The 20,418-nt window shown below is 68.0% G+C and carries 21 protein-coding genes and 2 pseudogenes; 12 read left to right on the top strand and 11 right to left on the bottom strand.

The window, feature by feature from the left end:
- Window positions 1–69: 69 nt before the first annotated feature.
- Window positions 70–573 (top strand): nuclear transport factor 2 family protein, encoded by a 504-nt coding sequence (locus tag L1066_RS07995; RefSeq protein ID WP_235735848.1) that lies wholly within the window; start codon window positions 70–72, stop codon window positions 571–573.
- Window positions 574–591: 18 nt separating this feature from the next.
- Here L1066_RS07995 and L1066_RS07990 read toward each other — a convergent pair whose 3' ends face one another.
- Window positions 592–1,458 carry a GTP-binding protein LepA gene (locus L1066_RS07990; RefSeq protein ID WP_235735847.1) on the bottom strand — a complete coding sequence of 289 codons (867 nt, stop codon included), beginning with the start codon at window positions 1,456–1,458 and terminating at the stop codon, window positions 592–594.
- A gap of 68 nt (window positions 1,459–1,526) precedes the next feature.
- Here L1066_RS07990 and L1066_RS07985 point away from each other — a divergent pair.
- A pseudogene (locus L1066_RS07985) lies at window positions 1,527–1,801 on the top strand (Rdx family protein).
- 21 nt (window positions 1,802–1,822) lie between these two features.
- On the opposite strand, the gene L1066_RS07980 reads toward L1066_RS07985, so the two are convergent.
- Both L1066_RS07980 and L1066_RS07975 read right to left on the bottom strand, forming a co-directional pair.
- Window positions 1,823–5,014 (bottom strand): DEAD/DEAH box helicase, encoded by a 3,192-nt coding sequence (locus tag L1066_RS07980; protein WP_235735845.1) that lies wholly within the window; start codon window positions 5,012–5,014, stop codon window positions 1,823–1,825.
- Window positions 5,015–5,033: 19 nt separating this feature from the next.
- Window positions 5,034–5,606 carry a cob(I)yrinic acid a,c-diamide adenosyltransferase gene (locus tag L1066_RS07975; protein ID WP_235735844.1) on the bottom strand — a complete coding sequence of 191 codons (573 nt, stop codon included), beginning with the start codon at window positions 5,604–5,606 and terminating at the stop codon, window positions 5,034–5,036.
- A gap of 197 nt (window positions 5,607–5,803) precedes the next feature.
- Here L1066_RS07975 and L1066_RS07970 point away from each other — a divergent pair, with 197 nt between their 5' ends.
- The 7 genes and pseudogenes from L1066_RS07970 (at window position 5,804) to L1066_RS07940 (ending at window position 10,253) form a co-directional block, all read left to right on the top strand.
- Entirely contained in the window at window positions 5,804–6,103 is a 300-nt protein-coding gene (locus tag L1066_RS07970; RefSeq protein ID WP_235735843.1) for an STAS domain-containing protein, read from the top strand.
- A gap of 77 nt (window positions 6,104–6,180) precedes the next feature.
- Window positions 6,181–7,607 (top strand): annotated as a pseudogene (locus L1066_RS07965) (methylmalonyl-CoA mutase family protein); the annotation flags it as partial.
- A 48-nt stretch (window positions 7,608–7,655) separates the two neighbouring features.
- Window positions 7,656–8,177 carry a cobalamin B12-binding domain-containing protein gene (locus L1066_RS07960; RefSeq protein ID WP_376707661.1) on the top strand — a complete coding sequence of 174 codons (522 nt, stop codon included), beginning with the start codon at window positions 7,656–7,658 and terminating at the stop codon, window positions 8,175–8,177.
- A complete protein-coding gene (locus tag L1066_RS07955; protein ID WP_235735842.1) occupies window positions 8,177–8,488 on the top strand; it encodes a hypothetical protein in 312 nt (103 codons plus the stop codon). The genes L1066_RS07960 and L1066_RS07955 overlap by 1 nt, the downstream gene beginning before the upstream one ends.
- A 52-nt stretch (window positions 8,489–8,540) precedes the next feature.
- Window positions 8,541–8,768, top strand: coding sequence for a hypothetical protein (locus L1066_RS07950; RefSeq protein WP_235735841.1), 228 nt, complete (start codon window positions 8,541–8,543; stop codon window positions 8,766–8,768).
- Between the two features lie 38 nt (window positions 8,769–8,806).
- The gene (locus L1066_RS07945) at window positions 8,807–9,337 is read left to right on the top strand and encodes a ferritin (RefSeq protein ID WP_235735840.1); all 531 of its coding nucleotides are present in this window, start codon (window positions 8,807–8,809) and stop codon (window positions 9,335–9,337) included.
- A gap of 13 nt (window positions 9,338–9,350) precedes the next feature.
- Window positions 9,351–10,253 carry an FAD-dependent oxidoreductase gene (locus tag L1066_RS07940; RefSeq protein WP_235735839.1) on the top strand — a complete coding sequence of 301 codons (903 nt, stop codon included), beginning with the start codon at window positions 9,351–9,353 and terminating at the stop codon, window positions 10,251–10,253.
- Here L1066_RS07940 and L1066_RS07935 read toward each other — a convergent pair.
- Both L1066_RS07935 and nucS read right to left on the bottom strand, forming a co-directional pair.
- Window positions 10,237–10,812 carry a DUF952 domain-containing protein gene (locus tag L1066_RS07935; RefSeq protein ID WP_235735838.1) on the bottom strand — a complete coding sequence of 192 codons (576 nt, stop codon included), beginning with the start codon at window positions 10,810–10,812 and terminating at the stop codon, window positions 10,237–10,239. The two genes, L1066_RS07940 and L1066_RS07935, sit on opposite strands and share 17 nt — an antisense overlap.
- A complete protein-coding gene (gene nucS, locus L1066_RS07930; protein ID WP_235735837.1) occupies window positions 10,812–11,501 on the bottom strand; it encodes an endonuclease NucS in 690 nt (229 codons plus the stop codon). Before nucS ends, L1066_RS07935 begins: the two co-directional genes overlap by 1 nt.
- A gap of 148 nt (window positions 11,502–11,649) precedes the next feature.
- On the opposite strand from nucS, the gene L1066_RS07925 reads away from it, so the two are divergent.
- The gene (locus L1066_RS07925; protein ID WP_235735836.1) at window positions 11,650–12,870 is read left to right on the top strand and encodes a 3-hydroxyacyl-CoA dehydrogenase NAD-binding domain-containing protein; all 1,221 of its coding nucleotides are present in this window, start codon (window positions 11,650–11,652) and stop codon (window positions 12,868–12,870) included.
- A gap of 229 nt (window positions 12,871–13,099) precedes the next feature.
- Here L1066_RS07925 and L1066_RS07920 read toward each other — a convergent pair whose 3' ends face one another.
- The 3 genes from L1066_RS07920 to L1066_RS07910 all read right to left on the bottom strand — a co-directional run bounded on the left by L1066_RS07920 (window position 13,100) and on the right by L1066_RS07910 (window position 16,343).
- Entirely contained in the window at window positions 13,100–14,662 is a 1,563-nt protein-coding gene (locus L1066_RS07920) for a DUF222 domain-containing protein (RefSeq protein ID WP_235735835.1), read from the bottom strand.
- A gap of 189 nt (window positions 14,663–14,851) precedes the next feature.
- Window positions 14,852–15,442 carry a DinB family protein gene (locus L1066_RS07915; RefSeq protein ID WP_235735834.1) on the bottom strand — a complete coding sequence of 197 codons (591 nt, stop codon included), beginning with the start codon at window positions 15,440–15,442 and terminating at the stop codon, window positions 14,852–14,854.
- 85 nt (window positions 15,443–15,527) lie between these two features.
- Window positions 15,528–16,343: a flavodoxin family protein gene (locus L1066_RS07910; RefSeq protein WP_235735833.1), complete on the bottom strand. Its 816-nt coding sequence runs from the start codon at window positions 16,341–16,343 to the stop codon at window positions 15,528–15,530.
- Window positions 16,344–16,392: 49 nt separating this feature from the next.
- On the opposite strand from L1066_RS07910, the gene L1066_RS07905 reads away from it, so the two are divergent.
- On the top strand, window positions 16,393–17,139 hold the full coding sequence (locus L1066_RS07905) for an endo alpha-1,4 polygalactosaminidase (protein WP_235735832.1): 747 nt from the start codon (window positions 16,393–16,395) through the stop codon (window positions 17,137–17,139).
- 77 nt (window positions 17,140–17,216) lie between these two features.
- The gene (locus tag L1066_RS07900; protein ID WP_235735831.1) at window positions 17,217–18,032 is read left to right on the top strand and encodes an alpha/beta fold hydrolase; all 816 of its coding nucleotides are present in this window, start codon (window positions 17,217–17,219) and stop codon (window positions 18,030–18,032) included.
- A 76-nt stretch (window positions 18,033–18,108) separates the two neighbouring features.
- On the opposite strand, the gene L1066_RS07895 is transcribed toward L1066_RS07900, so the two are convergent.
- From L1066_RS07895 to L1066_RS07885, 3 genes are read right to left on the bottom strand one after another with little or no spacing between them, the layout of a single operon-like run.
- The gene (locus L1066_RS07895; protein WP_235735830.1) at window positions 18,109–19,086 is read right to left on the bottom strand and encodes an AI-2E family transporter; all 978 of its coding nucleotides are present in this window, start codon (window positions 19,084–19,086) and stop codon (window positions 18,109–18,111) included.
- Window positions 19,083–19,325, bottom strand: coding sequence for a hypothetical protein (locus L1066_RS07890; RefSeq protein WP_235735829.1), 243 nt, complete (start codon window positions 19,323–19,325; stop codon window positions 19,083–19,085). Before L1066_RS07890 ends, L1066_RS07895 begins: the two co-directional genes overlap by 4 nt.
- Window positions 19,297–20,304, bottom strand: a complete 1,008-nt coding sequence (locus tag L1066_RS07885) for a coiled-coil domain-containing protein (RefSeq protein WP_235735828.1) — start codon at window positions 20,302–20,304, stop codon at window positions 19,297–19,299. Before L1066_RS07885 ends, L1066_RS07890 begins: the two co-directional genes overlap by 29 nt.
- Between the last annotated feature and the right edge of the window lie 114 nt (window positions 20,305–20,418).

Below are 20,418 nucleotides of genomic sequence, written 5' to 3'. Positions count from 1 at the left end.
AAGGTCGAGGGTGAAGCCTGCCTGAGACCGCCCATGGTCAATTCGCGGGGTTCCTGCCACGCTGCTGGCATGACGACTTGGACCCGCGCAGAACTCGAGGAAGCATTCGCCGGCTACACCACTGGTGTGCAGAGGTGTGTCGACACCGGTGACTGGGAGCACTTCGTGCAGCTCTTCACCGAGGACGCGCTCTACATCGAGCACGCCTACGGCACCTTCCACGGGAAGGACGAGATCCGGCCCTGGATCAAGAGGACCATGGGCAGCTTCCCCGGCAACGAGATGATCGCCTTCCCTCCCAAGTGGGTCGTGATCGACGAGCAGGTGGGCTGGGTCATCACCGAGATCGACAACCCGTTCCGTGACCCGGGCGACGGCTCGGTCCACGGTCAGGGCAACGTCAGCATCCTCCGCTACGGTGGCAACGGCCTGTGGCAGGAGCAGGAGGACGTCTACAACCCGATGGAGTTCATGAAGGCGACTGGTGGCTACGTACGCCGTTGCCACGAGCTCGGCACGTTGTCCGACGATGCGCGGGCCTGGGCGGAGAAGTTCGGCGTCGAGCTCGGTTGAGTTCGATCGGTCACGACCTCAGCGGGGCGGGATCGATGCTCGGGCCCGGTGCAGTTGCACGGCCTCGCGCATCGCGTCCATCACGTAGCGAGGCACGTCGAGTCCTTGGCGGCCCGCCCAGAGCAGGTCGTTCTCCACTCGGCTGATCTCGGTGACGAACTGCTCGAGCTCGTCGATGACTCCCAGGCTGGTCAGCACGCCCCCGAAGTCGGCCAGCTGGGCGTCGTCGTTGGCCCCGACGGGAGAGAACGAGATCCGCCGCAGCCGTCCGGTGAGCCACCGTTGCCACGGCCTCAGTTGCTTGTCCAGGGCAGTGGCCGAGAGCCGGTAGAACGCATAGTGTCCCGGCTCCTGTCGACGGATCGGCGCGACGACGGTCGCAGCGACCGCGTTCTCGCCCAGGTCGATGACGCCGTCGTGCAGCCGGTTGTAGGCCAGCACTGCCGAGCGCTCGGTCGCCATGCCGGTCAGGTAGTAGAGCATGCGCACGATGTCGTGGACCGGTGTGAGGTGGGCCAATGCACCGAGGATCCGGATCTTGGGGGAGATGGTGGTGGTGTCGGTGCTTGCCGGCGGTCGGCCGATCCGGGTCTGCAACTCATCGAGGATCAGGCCGTGGTGGATCTCTTGCGGCTGCCACACCTCGGCATAGAAGCGCCGGTCGATCTCGCTCGCGTCAGGGAGCATCGTGGTCAGCTCCAGGACGTTGCGGTCGACCTCGAGCTCGACCCGGGCCAAGTAGTCGAGGACCGGCCCGAAGCGTTGCCTGAGCAGCGCGGGGTCATGCACGGTGTAGTCCACCGAGGCGAGAGGGACGGGCGGATGCTCCTCCTCGATGCGGTCGACATGTGCCTTCAGACGGGCCTCTGTCGTGGGGGCGGTCATTCATCCACAGTAGGGGCTCCACCGGAGGAGCGGACGCCTTGGTGACCGAGGATCGCTAGTGTGAGGCCATGGCCGCGCCGAGGATCGAGATCACCTACTGCACGCAGTGCAAGTGGTTGTTGCGTGCCCAGTGGTACGCCGGTGAACTGTTGCAGACCTTCGCCGACGAGGTGGGCGAGGTGGCGTTGGTCCCGGCGACCGGGGAGTGTTCCGGATCGACATCGACCACACCGCAGTGTGGAACCGGAAGCGTGACGGAGGCTTCCCCGAGATCACCGACCTCAAGCGTCGGGTACGGGACCTGATCGCCCCAGAGAAGTCACTCGGACACGCCGACGGATGAGGTGGCGGGGCGGGCCCATCGTCAGTCGAAGAGCGCCAGCACGTCGTCCGCATCGATGCCCGAGCCGACGGCGCCCTCTCCGCTGAAGACGGAGGCGAAGAGGGCCGCCTTGCGTTCCTTGAGCGCCATCACCTTCTCCTCGATCGTGTCGGTGGCGACGAGCCGGTAGACCAGGACCGGACGCTCCTGCCCGAGGCGATGGGCGCGGTCGACCGCCTGCGCCTCGGCAGCCGGGTTCCACCACGGGTCGAGCACGAAGACGTAGTCGGCCTCGGTGAGGGTCAGCCCGACACCGCCGGCCTTGAGACTGATCAGGAACGCGTCGGCGTCGCCGTCCTTGAACGCGGCGATCTCCGCACCCCGGGCGCGGGTGGAACCGTCGAGGTAACGGGTCGTGACGCCGTCGCGCTCGAGGGCGTCGCGGACCCGCTTGAGGAACCCGGTGAACGTGCTGAACACGAGTGCGCGGTGGCCTTCGGCAACGATCTCCTGGAGGTGGTCGACGAGGGTGTCGATCTTTGCCGAGCCGACCCCCTCGTGGTCGTCGTCGACAAGTGCCGGATCCAGGCTCAGCTGTCGCAGGCGCGTCAGCGCGCTGAAGATTGCCACCCGGTTGCGATCGAAGTCGTCGACCAGTCCGAGGATGGCCTGCCGCTCCTTCTGGAGCCAGGTGTCGTAGATGCGTCGGTGGGCGGGGGTGAGGGTCACCTCGAGCACCTGCTCCTGCTTGGGAGGTAGTTCGGTGGCGACGAGGTCCTTGGTGCGACGCAGCACGAATGGGCGCACCCGGGAGCGGAACCGTTCCAGTGCCACCGGGTCGCCGGCTTTCTCCACGGGCTTGACGACGATCTCCTTGAAGCGCTTCGGCCATGGATAGAGCCCGGGAGCCACGACGGACAGCAGCGCCCACAGTTCCATCAGCCGGTTCTCGAACGGGGTGCCCGTCACGGCGAGCCGGAAGGGCACGTCGAGCAGCCGCACCGCTTGGTAGGTCTTGCTCTGGTGGTTCTTGATGGTCTGCGCCTCATCGAGCACCAGGCCGCCCCACTCGAGGGCGGCATAGGCATCGGCCTCCAGCCGCAACAGCGTGTAGGAGGTGACCACGACGTCGGCGCCGACGACCTCGTCGCTGAGCGGCGTGCCCCGTCGCGCCCTTGACGCGTCGATGGTGCGTATGACGAGGCCCGGGGTGTGGCGTTGCGCCTCGCCTGCCCAAGCAGTCACCACACTGGTCGGCGCGACGACGAGGAAGGGTGCTGCACCGGCTGCCCGGGCGTGGCTGATGAGACCGAGGGTCTGCAGGGTCTTGCCGAGTCCCATGTCGTCGGCGAGGATCCCGCCGAGCCCGAGTTGCCACAGGTGCACCAGCCAGCGGATGCCCTTGAGCTGGTAGTCACGTGGACTGCTGACCAACCCGGTCGGCACGACGTCGGGAAGGCCCTGGTGGTGCGCGAGGGCTTGGGCGGCCTCGACCCACCGTGCTGCCTGGACATCGACGACGCCGAGCTCGGCAAGCTGCTCCCACAGCCCCAGGTCGACGTGGGCCACGCGCAGTTCGTCACGCTCGCCCTCGTGCAGCTCTGCGGCCGCAGCCACGAGCTCGGCCAGCCCTGCGAACTCGGGTCGGTCGGTGGGCACGTGCAGCCCGCTGGGCAGGAGCAGCAGGGGGTCGCCGGCGGTCAGCGCAGCAAGTGCCTGGGGCAGGGGAACCTGCTCACCGTCGACGGTGATCACCACCGACAGGTCGAGCCAGTCTGTGGTGCCCTCCCCGGCGACGAACTCGATCTGCGGATCGCCCTCGGCCGCACGGAAGTCGGGGCGCGTCCCGGTCTCCACCACCTCGACGTCGTCGTCGGCCCACAGCCGCGGCAGCTCGTCCTCGGCGAAGCGGAGGCTCTCCATCGGCGTCAACTCCGCCCTCGGCTGCAGGTGCGCGTAGCGCTCCGTGGCCGTCAACAGCTCCTGCTCGAGGACCGAACGACGCACCGCGGGCGCGGGATCGGGATCGTCGAGCAGGTGGGTGTGCTCGCCGTAGCGCCACTGCCATGTGGTGGTGGCCCGGACCCCCTGCCAAGCGAGCAGCATCTGCAGCCGTGGCGGCACCTCCTCGGGAAGGGTGATCGACCCGTCGGACGAGGTGACCTCGATGCCTTGGCGCAACCGAGGGAGGTAGTCGTCCACGAGCCGGCTGCTGTCGCCAGCCGGCACTTCGATCTCGCCACCCTGCTCGTGGAGGCTGAGCAGGGACTCCGGCGCCCGACGGCGCAACGGTGCCAGCCGCACCGCGGTCTTCGCGCCGCCAAACGGTCGCGTTGTCGTCTCGTCGGCCCGGAGGAGGGCCACCGAGTGGGGTGGGCGGCCCAGCAGGTGCATCCGGTCGCCGGTGTGGAACTGCTCCTCGTGCCAGACCCCGAGGCGAAGAAGCCCGCTCGTGTCACCGCGGGTCGCGTCGACCGCGAGGTCGAGTGCCTCCGACAACACCTCGACGGTGGAGACCGATGGGCCGCACACGAGGGGGATGCCCGCTGCGTCGGCGTCGAGCAGCAGGTGGTGGAGTTGTGGGCCGAAGGCGTGCAGCGCCACGACGTCGCCGGCCGTCGTACCGCGCAGCGCCCGGCTGAACGATGCCAGCACCTGCATCTGCTCGGTGTCGTGCTCGGTGTCGTGGTGGGCTGCTGCGGCCTGGGTCCAGGAGATCCCGGTCTTGATCCAGTTGCCCCGAGCGCCCTCCCGCAGCGGGCGCATCTCCAGCAGGTGCCGGGGCGCGGAGGCAGGCGCCCAGCGGGTGCGGAACTGAGGCGCCAGGTCGATCTCGAGTGCCAGCTTGCGCCGCTTGCCACTGCTCGGCCCGACCGTCTCGAATCCACCGAGGACCTGGTCGAGCGTGCGCTGCCACGGTGGGGTGACCTGCACGGGGCGCACGGACGCCAGGCGCCTGACCGACTGCACGATCGCCACCGCGTGCTTGCACCGCCATCCCACCGGGCAGGTGCAGTCGGACTCCAACGACTTGTCGCCGATGAAGACATGGGTGACGTAGGCACGTCGGCTGTTGCCCTGCACCTCGGCGGTGAGGACGATCTCGGTCCCCGAGGAGTCGACGCGCAGGTTGCGCACCCGTCGCTCCCCGGCATATCGGGTGCCCCGGGTGAGCGTCATCGGGTCGAAGGCCCGGACGAGGTCGGTCTCCGAGATGGTGAAGGGCAGCTGCATGGCTAGGGGTGGTGCGGGGTCAGCGTTCGCCGCCGGGCACCCATAGCACGTCGCCCTGCTCCCGGTTGGCGTGTCGGGCGAGGATGAAGAGCAGGTCGGAGAGGCGGTTGAGGTACTTGATCGCCAGGACGTTCATCGTCGCCTCGTGCTCGCTCCACGCGGCCCACCCGGCCCGCTCGGCACGACGTACGACGGTGCGCGCGACGTGGAGCTGCGCGGCCGCCGGGGTGCCGCCGTTGAGGATGAACGAGCGGAGCTTGGGCAGCTCCTCGTTGTATTCGTCGCACCAGCCCTCGAGCCGGTCGACGTAGGCCTGCTCGATCCGCAGTGGCGGGTACTCGGGGTCGGGCACCACCGGGGTGCAGAAGTCGGCGCCGACGTCGAAGAGGTCGTTCTGCACGACGGTGAGCACCTTGACGACCGGATCGTCGAGGCCGTCCGTGGCCAACGCGACCCCGATGACGGCGTTGGCCTCGTCGACGGTGGCGTAGGCCTCCAGCCTGAGGTCGTTCTTGGTCGTCTCGCTCATGTCGCCGAGACGGGTCGTGCCGGCGTCGCCGGTGCGGGTGTAGATGCGGGTCAGATTCACCATGCCTCGACCCTAGTCGTCGCACCCGACGGTGCGTTCCGGCCATCCACAGGCTGTCTCCGGGAGATCCCTGAAAGAAATCGGGGTGCTGGACGCAACCAAACAGCCGAGGTTTGCGTCATAGTGAATGACAAGCCCCGTCACAAGAGTTGACAGAGCCAACGGAAGCTATCGGGAGTTTCCGAGAAGGGGAGGATGACATGGACATCACCCACAACGGTTCGACGCTGGTGCTCACCGGCGACTTCGACGTCCGGAACACGATGAGGGTCCGGACCGCCATCTATGAACACATCGACGGCTGCGACCACGACCTCGTCGTCGATCTCACCGCGGTGCCGGTGATCGACCTGACCGCGCTCCGGGTGCTGGCTGCCGCGACGCGCAACGCTGAGCAGCGCGGACGGCACCTGACCCTGCGCGGCGCAGGTCCCGCCGTCCGCCGGATGCTGCACCTCTCGCACCTGATCCGGGTCGTCGATCTCGAACGGATCGCCTGACCTCTGGGAGGTTCGTGGCGTGAACCACATCACCAACAGGTTACTGAACACTCACCACATCGCCTACGCTCACGCTCATGAGCGCTGAGAAGGACCGTCCCTGGGTGATGCGGACGTACGCCGGCCACTCGACCGCCGCCGCGTCCAACGAGTTGTACCGCAAGAACCTGGCCAAGGGGCAGACCGGTCTCTCGGTCGCCTTCGACCTCCCGACACAGACCGGCTACGACCCGGACTCGCCGCTGTCACGCGGTGAGGTGGGCAAGGTCGGCGTACCGGTGCCGCACCTGGGAGAGATGCGCAAGCTCTTCGACCAGATCCCGCTCGTCGAGATGAACACGTCGATGACGATCAACGCCACCGCGATGTGGCTGCTGGCGCTCTACCAGGTGGCCGCCGAGGAGCAGAACCCCGGCGTGGACCCGAGCGAGGTCGCGCAGCTCCTTGCCGGCACCACGCAGAACGACATCATCAAGGAATACCTCTCGCGCGGAACCTACGTCTTCCCGCCGCAGCACTCCTTGCGGCTGACCGCGGACACGATCGCCTACACGGTCAACAACATCCCGAAGTGGAACCCGATCAACATCTGCAGCTATCACCTGCAGGAGGCCGGTGCCACGCCGACGCAGGAACTCGCCTACGCGCTGTGCACCGCCATCGCCGTGCTCGACCAGGTGAAGGCGTCCGGCCAGGTCTCGGACGACGACTTCGAGAAGGTCGTCGGGCGCATCTCCTTCTTCGTCAACGCCGGTGTCCGTTTCGTCGAGGAGACCTGCAAGATGCGGGCCTTCACGCGGATGTGGGACCAGATCACCAGCGAGCGCTACGGCGTCCAGGACCCGAAGATGCGTCGGTTCCGCTACGGCGTGCAGGTCAACTCCCTCGGACTCACCGAGGCGCAGCCGGAGAACAACGTGCAGCGCATCGTGCTCGAGATGCTCGGCGTGACCCTTTCCAAGAACGCCCGCGCGCGTGCGGTCCAGCTGCCGGCGTGGAACGAGGCGCTCGGCCTTCCGCGGCCGTGGGACCAGCAGTGGTCGCTGCGCCTGCAGCAAGTGCTCGCCTTCGAGTCGGACCTGCTCGAGTACGACGACATCTTCGAGGGCTCGACCGTGATCGAGGCCAAGGTCGCCGAGCTCATCGCGAGTGCCCAGGAGGAGATGGACCGGGTGCAGGCACTCGGCGGTGCCATCGCCGCCGTCGAGTCCGGTTACATGAAGTCCGAGCTCGTCTCCAGCCACGCACGTCGCCGCGCCCGCATCGAGTCGGGGAGGAGATCATCGTCGGCGTCAACAAGTTCGAGACCACCGAGGAGTCCCCGCTCACGGCGGACCTCGACGGCGCCATCCAGACCGCTGACCCGGCTGCCGAGCAGGCTGCGCTCACCAGTGTCGAGGAGTGGAAGGCCCAACGCGACGAGCAGGCGGTCACCGAGGCGCTCGCCGCCTTGGCTGCTGCAGCCAAGACCACCGACAACCTCGTCCCGGCGACCCTCGTCGCCGCCCGCGCGGGGGCCACCACGGGTGAGTGGGCAGGCACGCTGCGCGAGGTGTTCGGGGAGTTCCGTGCGCCCACTGGCGTCTCCGGGGCTGTCGTCGCGGAGGCTGGTGCTGAACTCAGCGCGGTGCGCGAGCGTGTCAGGGCGACCGGCGAGGAGCTGGGCGGCCGACTGCGACTGCTGGTCGGCAAGCCCGGCCTCGACGGCCACTCCAACGGTGCCGAGCAGGTTGCGGTGCGCGCTCGGGACGCCGGCTTCGAGGTCGTCTACCAGGGCATCCGCCTGACTCCTGACCAGATCGTTGCTGCTGCTGCGGCCGAAGACGTCCACTGCGTCGGCCTGTCGATCCTGTCCGGCTCGCACATGGAGCTCGTGCCCGAAGTGCTCCAAGGGCTCGAAGCGGCCGGCATGGGTGACGTGCCGGTGATCGTCGGCGGCATCATCCCGACCTCTGACGCCAAGGCGTTGGTCGAGCAGGGGGTTGCTGCGGTCTACACGCCGAAGGACTTCGGCCTGACCGAGATCATGGGTGGCATCGTCGACGTGATCCGCAAGGCGAACGAGCTGGACTGATGTCGGACCTCCAGTGCTCCGCGCGCATCGTCGTCCTCGCGCCTGATCGCGTCGGGGACCCTGAGGCGCTCAGGATCACTGCAGGCTCGGTGACGGGCTCCCGGCTCACGCGCGTGTACGCCGCGACGCACCTGGCGGCGTACGCGCACCAGGCGGCCCTTGCCCTGGACCTCCCGGTGGGCGAGGGCGAGGACCTCGACGAGATTGCGGACCTGCACCCCGGGGAGGCGGTCCTGGTGGTGCGTGCCTGGCCCGAACCCGGGCCGGTGCTCCTCGAACGAGACGGTGCCGGCTGGCAACGCGTCGGGTGATGCGGAGCACACAGGTTAGGCAATCCTTCAGCAGGGCCGTATCCTCGGCAGTGTGGGGAAGAAGAAGGACAAGGCCAAGCTGAAGGCCAAGGCGAAGGACAAGAAGGCTCTCAAGAAGAAGATGCCGAAGTCCAAGTGCTGCGTGTCCAAGGACCGGTGCAAGCGCTGCCCCATCCGCATGTTGAAGGAAGGCACCCTTCCTGCCGGGTATACGGTCAAGAAGCGCAAGCTGGTCAAGATCGAGAAGCTGACCAAGAAGAAGCTTGCCAAGGCCGCCTGAGGCGTGAAGGTCACGCCTCTCGAACCGGAGGAGACCCCGTGACCGCCGCACGCTTTGCCGACCAGCTCAATGAACAGATCGGCAACGAGTTGGCCGCCCACAATCAGTACTTGGCCTGTGCCGTCCACTACGAGACGCTGACGATGCCGCAGATGGCGGCGCTCTTCTATCGCCAGGCACTGGAGGAGCGCGGCCACGCCATGATGATGGTCAAGTACCTTCTCGATACCGACATGCCGGTGTCGATCCCGGGCGTCGAGGCTCCGCAGGGCGACTTCGACGGCGTCGTGGCGCCGGTCGAGCTCGCCCTCGCGCAGGAGAAGCGCGTCACCGACCAGATCAACGCCCTGCTGCGGACCGCTCGCGAGGAGCACGACTACGCCTCCGAGCAGTTCATGCAGTGGTTCATCAAGGAGCAGGTCGAGGAGGTCGCCACCATGGGTGACCTGCTCGCCGTCGTGAAGCGCAACGTCGACGACATCGACGACATCGAGGACTTCGTCGCCCGTGAGCTCGGCGACGCGGGCGACGACCCCACGGCACCTGCCGAAGCCGGCGCGGACGCCTGATCGAGGCTGACCCGTGGCACGCGTGGTCGTGGTCGGCGCTGGTGTCGTCGGCCTGACCTGCGCCGTCAGGCTGCTGGAAGAGGGCCATCGCGTCGACGTACTGGCACGTGACCTGCCGTTGGAGACGACCAGCGCCGTCGCGGCCGCGCTGTGGTACCCCTACCTCTCGTTGCCCCGGGAGCGGGTCCTGGCGTGGGGATCGGCGAGCTTTGCGGAGTTCGTCGCCCTCGCCGGCGACCCCGAGTCCGGGGTGCGGATGGTGACCGGCACCGAGGTGCACAGACGTCGCGTGCCCGATCCGTGGTGGCGCGAGGCGGTGCCCTCGTTGGACCGTGAGACGGCCCTGCCTGAGGGGTACCGCGACGGGTGGACCTTCCATGCGCCCGTGATCGAGATGCCGCTCTTCCTGCGCTGGTTGGTGCGACGCGTCGACGAGCTCGGTGGCACCATCACGCGGATGAACCTCTCGGCGCTGCCGACCGGTGCCGACGTCGTCGTCAACTGCGCGGGACTGGGGGCGCGTCTGCTCGGTGCGGACCGGACGGTCGCACCGGTGCGGGGCCAGGTGGTGCTCGTCGAGCAGGTGGGTCTCGACCGTTGGTGGCTCGACGCCGATGGCCCGACCTACGTCGTCCCGCGCTCGCGCGACATCACGGTCGGAGGCACCGAGGAGTCAGGCGAGTGGAGCCGTACGCCGGATCCCGCGACCGCGGCTGACATCCTGGCCCGCGCCACTCGACTGGTGCCGGAGCTGGCCGGGGCGAGGGTGATCCGGCACAAGGTCGGGCTGCGGCCGTTGCGCCCGTCCGTCCGCGTGGAGCGGGAGGGCGACGTCGTGCACTGCTACGGGCATGGTGGTGCGGGGGTGACTCTCGCGTGGGGCAGCGCCGAGGAGGTCGTCAGCCTCGTGGGTTGACCTTCTGCTGCTGAGCGGCGTTCCTTCGGCGTCGCCGCGTGATCGGGACGACGACTGCGACAGCCAGAGCGAAACCGAGGAGCAGGCCCCACAGGCCGCTGTCCTCGGCGACCAGCAGCTCGAAGCCGAAGCCGAAGATCGCGGCCATGACCATCACGAAGATGCCGGTGCCGAGACGGAAGCTGAACTCTGCAAGGTACTCCTGCATGAAGGTGCGAGGCGGTGTGGTGGCGCCGCTGGGCAGTGCCTCGGTGGGCAGTGCCTCGACGGAGACCACGGCGCCGGGGTTGAGCGCCCCGTGGATGTGCGGGAACGACTCGTCGCCGACCTGCTCCATCCTCCACGGGGAGGTGAGCTTGTCGGTGTCGATCTCCAGCAGCACCAGGGGACCGGGGTGGTCGGCCCAGAAGCGCTCGATGACACCGGACACCTGTGCCTGCGCTGCTGCGTGGATGAAGCCCTCGTCCTCGAGGCTGCGGCCGCGGGTGGAGCGGGCATAGGCGCCAGCGGTCGTCGCGGCCTCCCAGGCGGTCTTCTCGGCGACGTGATAGATCTTCATCAGAAGAGCCGGTCCTCGGCGTTGTCGAGGCCGCGTAGTGCGTCGTAGTCGACGACCACGCACTGGATGCCGCGGTCCTCGGCGAGCACGCGGGCCTGCGGCTTGATCTCCTGGGCAGTGAAGATCCCGCGGACCGGGCGGAGCAGCGGGTCGCGGTTGAGGAGCTCGAGGTAGCGGGTGAGTTGCTCGACGCCGTCGATCTCGCCGCGCCGTTTCACCTCGATCGCCACGGACTGGCCGTTGCCGTCACGGCACATCAGGTCGACGGGTCCGATGGCTGTCGGGAACTCGCGGCGTACGAGCGACAGACCGGGGGAGAGGGTCGTCGGGTGCTCGGCCAGCAGCTCCTGCAGGTGCTTCTCGACGCCGTCCTTCTGCAGGCCCGGGTCGATCCCGAGGTCGTGCTGGGAGTCGTGTTGGATCTGTTCGATGAGGATCCGCAGCGTGTCGGGGGTCTTGCCCTTCGGTGCCTTGGCGGTCACCGTCCACTCGACATGACCGTCCTCGGTGGTGCCTTCGGCAAGGGCGCACGGTGGCGACATCCAGTTGAGCGGCTTGTAGGAGCCGCCGTCCGAATGGACCAGCACGGATCCGTCGGCCTTGATCATCAACACCCGGGTGGCCATCGGCAGGTGGGCCGAGAGGCGGCCGGCGTAGTCGATCTGGCAGCGGGCAACGACGATTCTCACGCGCAGGACCCTACCGGTGGTCCTCCGTGCCGGGGCGGGGCCCGCGCCGGCACCGAGGCAGCGGGACGCCGACTGTGACCCAAGCAACAGGACGAGATCGTGATTGAGGGGTTACTGAACGGTAACGGACGTGCCATCATCTGCTGGCATGAGCCAGACCACGAGCGAGCAGATCAGTACCACCTTGGTGCTGCCGTACCTCAACCACGCGGTGCGCATGTATGAGGCGGGCTACGCCTCCCGCGGCGACATCGACGCAGCGATGCGGTTCGGTTGCGGCTACCCGGCCGGTCCGTTGACCGTGCTGGACGAGATCGGACTCGACGTCGTACGCGACGGTCTTGCCGCCCGCTTCGCCGAGACTGGCGACAGCCTCCACAAGCCGGCAGAGTTGCTGGAGAAGCTGTTGGCCGACGGCCGCCTCGGCAAGTCCTCCGGTCGTGGTTTCTACACCTATGAGGGCGGGGACGTCGTCGTGGACGGAGAGACCCCCAACGCCGATGACACGCCGACGATGCGTCACGAGATCGCCACGGTGGGTGTGGTCGGCACCGGGACGATGGCTTCAGGCATCGCACAGGTCTTCGCCCAGGCCGGGTATGACGTGATCGTGGTGGGGCGTACGGACGACAAGGTGGCGGGCGTGCGCGCCTTCATCGACAAGGGCCTCTCCCGTGCGGTCGAGAAGGGCAAGCTCGAGGAGTCGGCCAAGGAGGCGACCTTGGCCCGGCTGACCCCTGCCACGTCGCGCGAGGCGTTGGCAGACGCCGACCTCGTCGTCGAGGCCATCGCCGAGGACCTCGAGATCAAGCTGGAGCTCTTCCGCGATCTCGACCGGATCGTCAAGCAGGGTGCGATTCTGAGCACGACCACCTCGTCGCTCCCGATCGCCCGGCTCGCCGAGGCGACCGGGCGTCCGGAGTGGGTCATCGGTATGCACTTCTTCAATCCTGCTGCGGTGATGAAGCTGGTCGAGGTCGTGACGACTCCGCTGACATCGGCCGAGGTCGACGAGACGGTGCGTGCGCTGAGCGCCAAGGTCGGCAAGGTTGCCGTCTCCTGCGGTGACCGTGCCGGGTTCATCGTCAACTGTCTGCTCTTCCCCTACCTCAACGACGCAGTGAAGCTGCACGAGCAGGGACTCGCCCTCGAAGCGATCGACGAGGCCATTCGGGAGCAGGCGGGCTTGCCGATGGGACCCTTCCAGCTCCTCGACGTGGTCGGGAACGACGTGTCGCTCGCGATCCAACAGGAGCTCCACGCCGAGTTCCAGGAGCCTGGCTTCACGCCGGCCCCCGCTCTCGAGAAGGTCGTGGCCGACGGACACCTCGGTCGCAAGACCAAGAAGGGTTTCCACGACTACAGCTGAGGCCCGCGCCCCAGAGGTCGAGCCCGCTGTCGTTGGTCGAGCGGCATCTTCGTTGGTCGAGCTTGTCGAGACCAGGTCGCCCTGCCGTTGGTCGAGCTTGTCGAGACCCCGCCGTGCGCTGTTGCTCGAGCCCGCTGTCGTTGGTCGAGCTTGTCGAGACCCCGCCCCCGCCGGTCGAGCCCGCCCCCGTTGGTCGAGCTTGTCGAGACCAGCCTCCGGTGGCCCCTTGTCAGGCTGCGTGGTTGAAGGGGTTGAAGGGGTTGAGGGGGTCGGGTGGTGCGTTGTCGGGTGGCGGTGCGTGGGCTGGCGGTCGGGGTGTCTGCTCGTGCCATCGGGGTCGGTTGATGAGTGCTTCGGCGACCTGGGGGTCGATCTGCTGGCTGCCGGTGTGGTTGACGAGGAATGCCTGGTGGTGGGGTGTGGTCCATACGTATTCGCCGGGTCCGGTTTGTGTGGCCCGGTAGCCGGCGTGGGTTTTGTAGCGGTGGTGGCGCCTGCCGAGGGGGCCGGCGTTGTCGGTCCCTGTCTGCCCGTCGGTGCGGCCTGGACCGGCTGGCTGGTCGGGCTGGTCGGGTTGGTAGGGGTGGACGTGGTCGTAGTCGAGTCGTCTGTTGGTGGAGTTGGCCCAGGGCCAGTAGTCGCCGCCGGTGGTGAGGTGGATGCGTTCTTTGAGGGCTTCGGGGTGTTCGTAGGCGGTGGCGCGGATCTTGTCGTGGAGGTCGATCACCGGCTTCACCGTGACCGTCGCGCCGGCGAGGAGGCCGTGGAGTTGGGCCAGGGTCATGGCGCCGAGGCTTTCGATGCGGGCGACACCGGGGGTGCCGTGCAGGGCTGTTTCGTGGAGGTGGACGTAGAGGGTGTGCTTCGGTTTGAGCACGGCCCAGTCGACCTCGGTGAGTCGGTCGAGGAGGTCGGCGGGGAACGCGATCGCCTTGTTCAACGGCGGCTGGTCTGCGTCCTCGTCTTCGTCGGGTCCTGTGGGTTCGGGTGCGGTGGGTGGGGTGGGGTTCCAGGGGTCGTGGGGGAGGTGGGGGTCGAGGTTGCCGTGGGGGTCGGTGTTCGCGGTCAGTAGTGCGAGGAGTTCGGCGGGGCGGGCGAGGTAGCCGAGTGCTTTGGCTCGTAGTTCGTCGGGGGTGTGGTTGTCGTGGCGGGTTTTGAGGATGTCGGCGACTCGGGTGACGGTGGCTTCGATGTAGGTGGCGTCCCCGGCCTCGAGTCGGGCGATCAGCGTGCGTAGCCCGTGTTCGTCGGTTTGGCCGAGGTTGACGTAGCGGCGCTTCTTCTCGGTTTCGACACGTTGGGTGTGGAGGTCGGGGTCGGCTTCGATGATCTTGGCGGCGGTGATGTCGAGGATCCGTCCGGTGCCTTCGCGCTCCAGGATTGGGGTGATGGCGGTGTCGACCAGCGCGACTGCTGTGTGGGGGAGGTGGCGGGTGAGGCGGGCGATCTTGCGGACCACCCACACGTCGACGACGGCGTGTTGGGTTTTGGCCCAGATCGACGGGAGGCGGTGGCGTAGGTCGAGGACGTCGGCGGTGGCGTTGATGGTGGCCATCACGCCGGTGTGGCGGGCCAGGGCGATCTCGCCCATGGCGTGGTCGTGCACCCCGGGTGTTCCTTGCCCGCCGGGGTGGATCAACGGGCCGGATCCGGGGCTGTCGGCGGAGTGGACGTCAGCCCAGGCTGCGAGCACTTCGAGTTCGGCGACTTCTTCGAGCCGGCGTCGGTGCAGTGTTTCGGCGGCAGCCTGCAGCAGGTCGACTGCTGTGGTGTCTGCTGAGATGCCGGTCATCTTCGCTGCTCCTCACCTGTTCCGACGGGGGTGGTTGGCGTGGTGTGTTCAGTGTTTCAGGAGCCTCCGACACCGTGGCCCGATCGACGTCCGACGCCTCGGCAGCCGGCCCGTCGCATGCCACGGCGACCTCGCGGCAGCATCGCCGTAGGAGGTCGCCGTGGTGTTGATGCGAGTGACGCCGGTGGATCAGGCGCGACGCTGCCAGGGGGTGAGCCACGGAGTCGCCGGCCAGCCTTCTCGGCCCGCGATCAGCTCGAACATCGTGGCACCGTCGACGGCTTCGCGGATGATGTCGGCGTGACCCGCGTGCCGGGTGAGCTCCTCGAGCAGGTGGAACCACACCCAGCGCACCGACCAGGAGTCGATGTCGGTGGGGTTCCACGGAGCCGGTGGGACGGGCACGGCCAGATCGAGGTCGACCTCGGCCACGGCCGCGAGTACGGCGGCACTCACCTCGTCGTACTCCGCCAGGGCGGCCTCGAGGGTGTCTTCGGCGGACCAGGTGATGTAGGCCATGCGCTCGGCATACTCCTCCTCGTCACTCTGGGTCTTCGCAGGCAGTTCGGGAGCGGCCAGCACGCTGGCGAGCCAGGTGCGCTGGCCGTGGGTCGCGTGTTTGAGGAGCGCACCGACGCTCAGTGCGCTGGGCGTCGGCGTACGACCCAGCTCGTCGTCCGTGAGGCCGAAGGCCACGGCGCGGAACGCGTCCTGCTGCTGGATCAGGTAGGCGCGCAGCGCGTCGCGCTCGTTGGTGACCGGGGGTGCCTGTGCGGGCATCGGATGTCCTCTCGTTGATGGCTGTAGGACCATCGTTTCTCCCATTGCGGCCAGTTCCTGTCCGCAATGGTGCCGAGGTTCTGAATCAACCACGAAAAGGCTTGTTGCTGCCCTTTTCGATGGCGCTGCGGATGCGTCCTTCGATGATCGCGGCGAGACGGTTGGCCAGCTTCGGCACCTTGGCGTCGGTGAACCAGTCGGCGTCGAACCAGTTGCGCTCGTTCCAGTAGGCCTCGTCGACTGATCCCTCGTCCTTGCCGCCCTGCACCAGCAGTCGTGCCACCCGGAAGCCGATGAGGTCCTTCGTGCTCGGGGTGGGTTCCTTCCCGTTCCGGGTCCCGTCGACGATGGTCTCCGCGATCTCCGCAAGCGCGGTGTCGACCCGGGCCCGATAGGGCGCCCGAGCCAGGGCGGGGCCGTTGACGCCGAGCTGAGCGATCGTGTGGAAGCCCCAGCGGCGGGTGGCCTCGGCCAGGTAGCCGAGCGCGGCGTCGTGGCCGGCGCCGGCCGCGGTGGAGATGAGGACGGCCGGAGTGCCGAAGTGTCGGGGTCGGTGGATCAGGTAGGCGTAGTGGTCGACGAAGCGCTTCATCGTGGCCGAGACGTGGAAGGAGTGCACCGGCGTTGCGAAGACCACCAGATCCGACGTGTCGAGGAGTGTGGTTGCCGGGTCGGAGTTGCCGATGTTGGGACAGGTCGCCTCACCGTCGGTCATGCAGGACAGGCAGGCGGAGCAGCTTCCGCCCAGGCGCAATGTCTCGGTCTCCACGACGGTCACCTCGGTGGCGGTCAGGTCGGCGACCCGGTCGAGGAGCTCCTGCACGAGGGCGCCGGTGGTGCCGGCCATGCCGTGACCCGATCCGATCACGACGCCGATGCGAAGCAGCTCACCAGTCGTCATAGATCATATATATCGGATGACGGTAGTGCCGTGCCGCAATACTGACGGTGTGGTCCACCTACTGGTCGTCATCCTCACCGGTCTCGGGCTCGCCCTGCCGTTCGTGCCGCCCGTGCCGACAGGCACCGACTTCGACTACCAACTCGGTGGGACCCGTTCCGTGCCTGTGGACGTGGGCATCGTGGTGCGCGACCGCAAGGCGGCGCCGGTCACTGGCGTCCACAACGTCTGTTACGTCAATGGCTTCCAGACCCAGCCCGACGAGAAGCACTTCTGGCGCAACCACAGGGGCCTGCTGCTCAAGCGTCACGGTCGCTTCGTGCGTGACGAGGAGTGGGGCGAGCGGATCCTCGACATCCGGAGGCCAGCGAAGCGCAAGAGGCTGGCGCGCATCGTCGGTCGCTGGGTCGAGGGATGCGCCGCGGACGGTTTTGCGTCGGTCGAGTTCGACAACCTCGACTCCTTCTCGCGCAGCCACGGGTTGATCAAGCGCAAGCACGCCAAGAAGTTCGCTCGCCTCCTGACCCGCGAGGCCCATCGTGCCGGGCTGGCTGCTGGGCAGAAGAACTGGGCAGGCCTCAACGGACGCAGGCTCGGCTTCGACTTCGCGGTGGCCGAGGAGTGTGGACGGTACGACGAGTGCGGCGACTACGTGGCGACGTACGGTCGCGCGGTGCTGGTCGTCGAGTACCGCAAGCGCGACTTCAAGAAGACCTGCCGGGAGTACGGCGACCAGGTAGCGGTCGTGCTTCGTGACCGGGCACTGGCTCGGAACGGTCGACGCGCCTGGTGCTGACGCGTTGCACCGACCTGGTCGCGGAACCCCGACGGAGTGGGCGCCCGCCGTGGCAGGACACGACCTAGACTCGCTGCGTGCCCGACGATTCTCGACTCCATGTCACCGAGCTGGGTGAGCGCGGCCAAAGGGTCGTGTTCTGCCACGGACTCTTCGGCCAGGGCAAGAACTGGACGAGCATCGCGAAGAAGCTCACCGACCAGCACCGGGTGACCCTGGTCGACATGCCCAACCACGGCCGCTCACCGTGGACCGAGCACCTGGACCTCGCTGAGCATGCAGATCTGGTGGCCGAGCTGCTCGACCCCTCCGACCCGGTCGCCCTGGTCGGGCACTCCATGGGCGGAAAGATCGCGATGCTGCTGGCCCTGCGGCATCCGGAGCTCGTGGAGCGTCTCGCCGTCGTCGACGTCGCGCCGGTCGACTACGCGTCGGGCAGCGAGTTCGCCGGCTACATCGCCGCGATGCGGGCTCTCGACCTCGACTCGCTGAAGACCCGGGGCGAGGCCAGCGAGGCGCTGACCGAAGCGGTGCCTCACCCCACCGTGCGGGGTTTCCTGCTGCAGAACCTCCGTCGCGACGGCGACGCCTGGCGCTGGCAGCCCAACCTCGAACTGCTGGGTGACGAACTCGATGCGGTCACCGGGTGGCCAGCGGACGAGCTGACCGGAGTGGCGCCGTACGCAGGACCGGTGTTGTGGATCGGGGGAGAGGAATCGCCCTACGTCTCCGACGCCTACGCGCCGGCCATGGACGCGCTCTTCCCTCGCAACCGGCGGGTCACGGTCAAGCGAGCCGCTCACTGGGTGCACTCGGAGCAGCCAGAGGTCTTCGGCGAGGTGCTGCAACGTTTCCTCGAAGCCGGTGCAACAAAGGGTTCCGCTCGGGCGTGAGTCCTGGAGTTCGCGTACGGCGCGGTGCCTACTGTGTTTCACCCGTGCGGCTCGACGCCCCGCTGATCGGGCAGGGTCAGCGCTCGTCCTGCCGCTTGATCACGACCTCGCGGGCCAGCAACAGGATCGCGGCGGCGGTCGGCACGGCCATGAGTGCGCCGACGACGCCGAAGAGTGCTCCGCCGAAGAGGGCTGCGACGACGGTGACCGAGCCGGGCACGTCGACCGACTTCTGCATCACCCGCGGGTAGATGAAGTAGTTCTCCACCTGCTGGTAGGCGGTGTAGTAGATGACGCAGATGATGCCGACCTTGATGGACACCGTCAGCCCGATCGCGGAGACGATGACGAGGGCGATCGTGGCGCCGACCATCGGGATCAGCGACAGCAGGCCGACCACGAAGGAGAGGGCGACCGCGTAGTCGCCCAGGCCGACGATGAAGAGGAACACCAAGGAGCACAACGAGGCGCACACGGCCACGATGAAGGCGCCGGAGACGTAGCCTCCGATGCCCCGGAGCACCTCGTCGCCGAGCTTGGTCACCCGCTCGCGACGGCTGGCCGGGGCCAGCTGGTAGAGCGCGGACTTGGTGGTGTTGAGAGAGGCGAGGAAGTAGAGCGTCAACACCGTGATCACGAAGGCGTTGAGCAACGCCGAGAGCACGGCCAGACCGATGCCGAGGACACCGCCGAAGGCCTTCTCCGCGAAGCCTCCGTCCTGGATGTAGTCCTTGGCCTTGTCGATGAGGTCGTAGTCCTCATTCCACTTCTGCACCCGCTCGTTGTCGAGCAGCATGTCGAGCCAGCCGGGCGCGTTGCGGGTGAGCGCCTGGACCTGCTCCGAGATGATCGGAACCAAGGTGGCGAGGAATCCCGCCACGCCCACCAGGACGAGGACGATCACGGCGAGCAGGGCGAACGGACGCCGCATGCCGCGGCGCTCGAACCACTCCACGAGCGGGTTGAGGCCGGCCGCGAGGAACATCGCGACGACGACCATCATCACGATGCCGCCGACCTGGAGGAAGCGCTCGAACAGCCAGTAGGCCGTCAACAGCCCCAGGCCGCCGAAGAAACCGATGATGAAGGGGAACGGCGCAGCGGCGCCCCGGGCTCGCCGAGGTCTTCGGGCTCGGTGATCTCGATGACCTCGTCGGCGATCACCTCGATCTCATCCTCGACGACTTCGATCCCCTCGTCTCCGAGGGGATCGAAGCGTTCGGAGATCTCAGCCAGCTCGTCCGCTCCTCCCGCACCACGTACGTCAGCTCTTGTCGGAGCTGCCGCCGGCATCGCTCTCGGCATCGGTGTCGGCGAAGCCCGAGACCACGTCGCGCAGCGCGCCCAGCTGGGCGGCGATGGCGTCGCGCCGCTTGTTCATCCGGTCGACCTCGGCCCGAACGGCTGCGAGCTCGCGCTCGGCATCTGCCTGGCCGGTGGAGTTGATGCTCTCCGCCTGGGTGCGGGCGGAGGTGACGATCTGCTCTGCCTCACGACGCGCCCTGACCAACAGCGCCTCGGCCTCGGCCTGGGACTGCTGGCGGGTGGTGGCCGCCTGCGTGTTGGCCTCGCTGGCACGCTGCTCGGCTGCCTCGGCACGCTGTTCGGCCTCGTCGACCAGGCGCTTGGTCTCGCTGGTGGCGCTGGCGTGGTAGTCGGCGGCCTCGCGGGCGAGGCGCTCCTTCTCGACGGCGAGGGTACGACGTGCGTCCTGGATCTCGCGGTCGACGCCGGCTCGGGCCTTCTCGACCTCGCGCTGGGTGGTCATCTTCTGGTCGTTGGTCTCCTGCTGCACGGCCAGCCGGAGCTGATCGGCCTCACGCTTGGCAGCGGCCACGGTGTCGGCAGCCTGCGCCTTGGCGAGGGTGACCTCCTGCTCGGCCTCCGCCAGCATGCGCACCCGCTGCTCCTCGAGCTCGGCCAACTGCACGGTGCGCATGTCCTCGGCTTCGCGAGAGGCATCGGCGCGAATCGCCTTTGCATCACGCTCGGCTTGGTCGCGGATGACCGCCGCCTCCTTGGCCGCGGCGGTGCGGATGTCCTCCGCCTCCTCCTCGGCCAGGCGGAGCAGTTCATTGGCCCGGCCGCCGAGGCTGGCGTAGGTCGGCTTGTCGGCGGTCTGGATCTGTTCGTTGAGCTTGGCGACTTCGCGCTCGAGGTCGCTGACCCGCTGTTCGGACAGGCTCAGGCTGCGGCCCAGGCCGGCCTTCTCCGTGGCCAACTGGCGCATCGCGGCGTCGACGGCCTCCATGGAGTAGCCGCCCCTCCGCACCTGGGGCAGGCTGGGAAGCGAGAGGTTGGTCGGGGGCCGGCCGGGCGCATGGGCTGCTGGCCCTGCTGCGGCGCCTGTGGCGGCGCCGGGCGCGCATGCTGCTGGCCGGGGTTC

It is taken from the genome of Nocardioides alcanivorans (assembly GCF_021555175.1).
GTDB classification, from domain to species: Bacteria; Actinomycetota; Actinomycetes; order Propionibacteriales; family Nocardioidaceae; genus Nocardioides; species Nocardioides alcanivorans.
This window is presented reverse-complemented; position numbering and strand designations above follow the sequence as displayed.

Coding starts and splice junctions, on each gene's coding strand:
- L1066_RS07980 (WP_235735845.1), bottom strand. CDS start 5,014: ATGCAGCTGCCCTTCACCATCTCGGAGACCGACCTCGTCCGGGCCTTC.
- L1066_RS07955 (WP_235735842.1), top strand. CDS start 8,177: ATGTCGGACCTCCAGTGCTCCGCGCGCATCGTCGTCCTCGCGCCTGAT.
- L1066_RS07995 (WP_235735848.1), top strand. CDS start 70: ATGACGACTTGGACCCGCGCAGAACTCGAGGAAGCATTCGCCGGCTAC.
- L1066_RS07935 (WP_235735838.1), bottom strand. CDS start 10,812: ATGAAGATCTATCACGTCGCCGAGAAGACCGCCTGGGAGGCCGCGACG.
- L1066_RS07990 (WP_235735847.1), bottom strand. CDS start 1,458: ATGACCGCCCCCACGACAGAGGCCCGTCTGAAGGCACATGTCGACCGC.
- L1066_RS07890 (WP_235735829.1), bottom strand. CDS start 19,325: ATGCCGGCGGCAGCTCCGACAAGAGCTGACGTACGTGGTGCGGGAGGA.
- L1066_RS07975 (WP_235735844.1), bottom strand. CDS start 5,606: ATGGTGAATCTGACCCGCATCTACACCCGCACCGGCGACGCCGGCACG.
- L1066_RS07920 (WP_235735835.1), bottom strand. CDS start 14,662: ATGACCGGCATCTCAGCAGACACCACAGCAGTCGACCTGCTGCAGGCT.
- L1066_RS07915 (WP_235735834.1), bottom strand. CDS start 15,442: ATGCCCGCACAGGCACCCCCGGTCACCAACGAGCGCGACGCGCTGCGC.
- L1066_RS07910 (WP_235735833.1), bottom strand. CDS start 16,343: ATGACGACTGGTGAGCTGCTTCGCATCGGCGTCGTGATCGGATCGGGT.
- L1066_RS07970 (WP_235735843.1), top strand. CDS start 5,804: ATGGACATCACCCACAACGGTTCGACGCTGGTGCTCACCGGCGACTTC.
- L1066_RS07925 (WP_235735836.1), top strand. CDS start 11,650: ATGAGCCAGACCACGAGCGAGCAGATCAGTACCACCTTGGTGCTGCCG.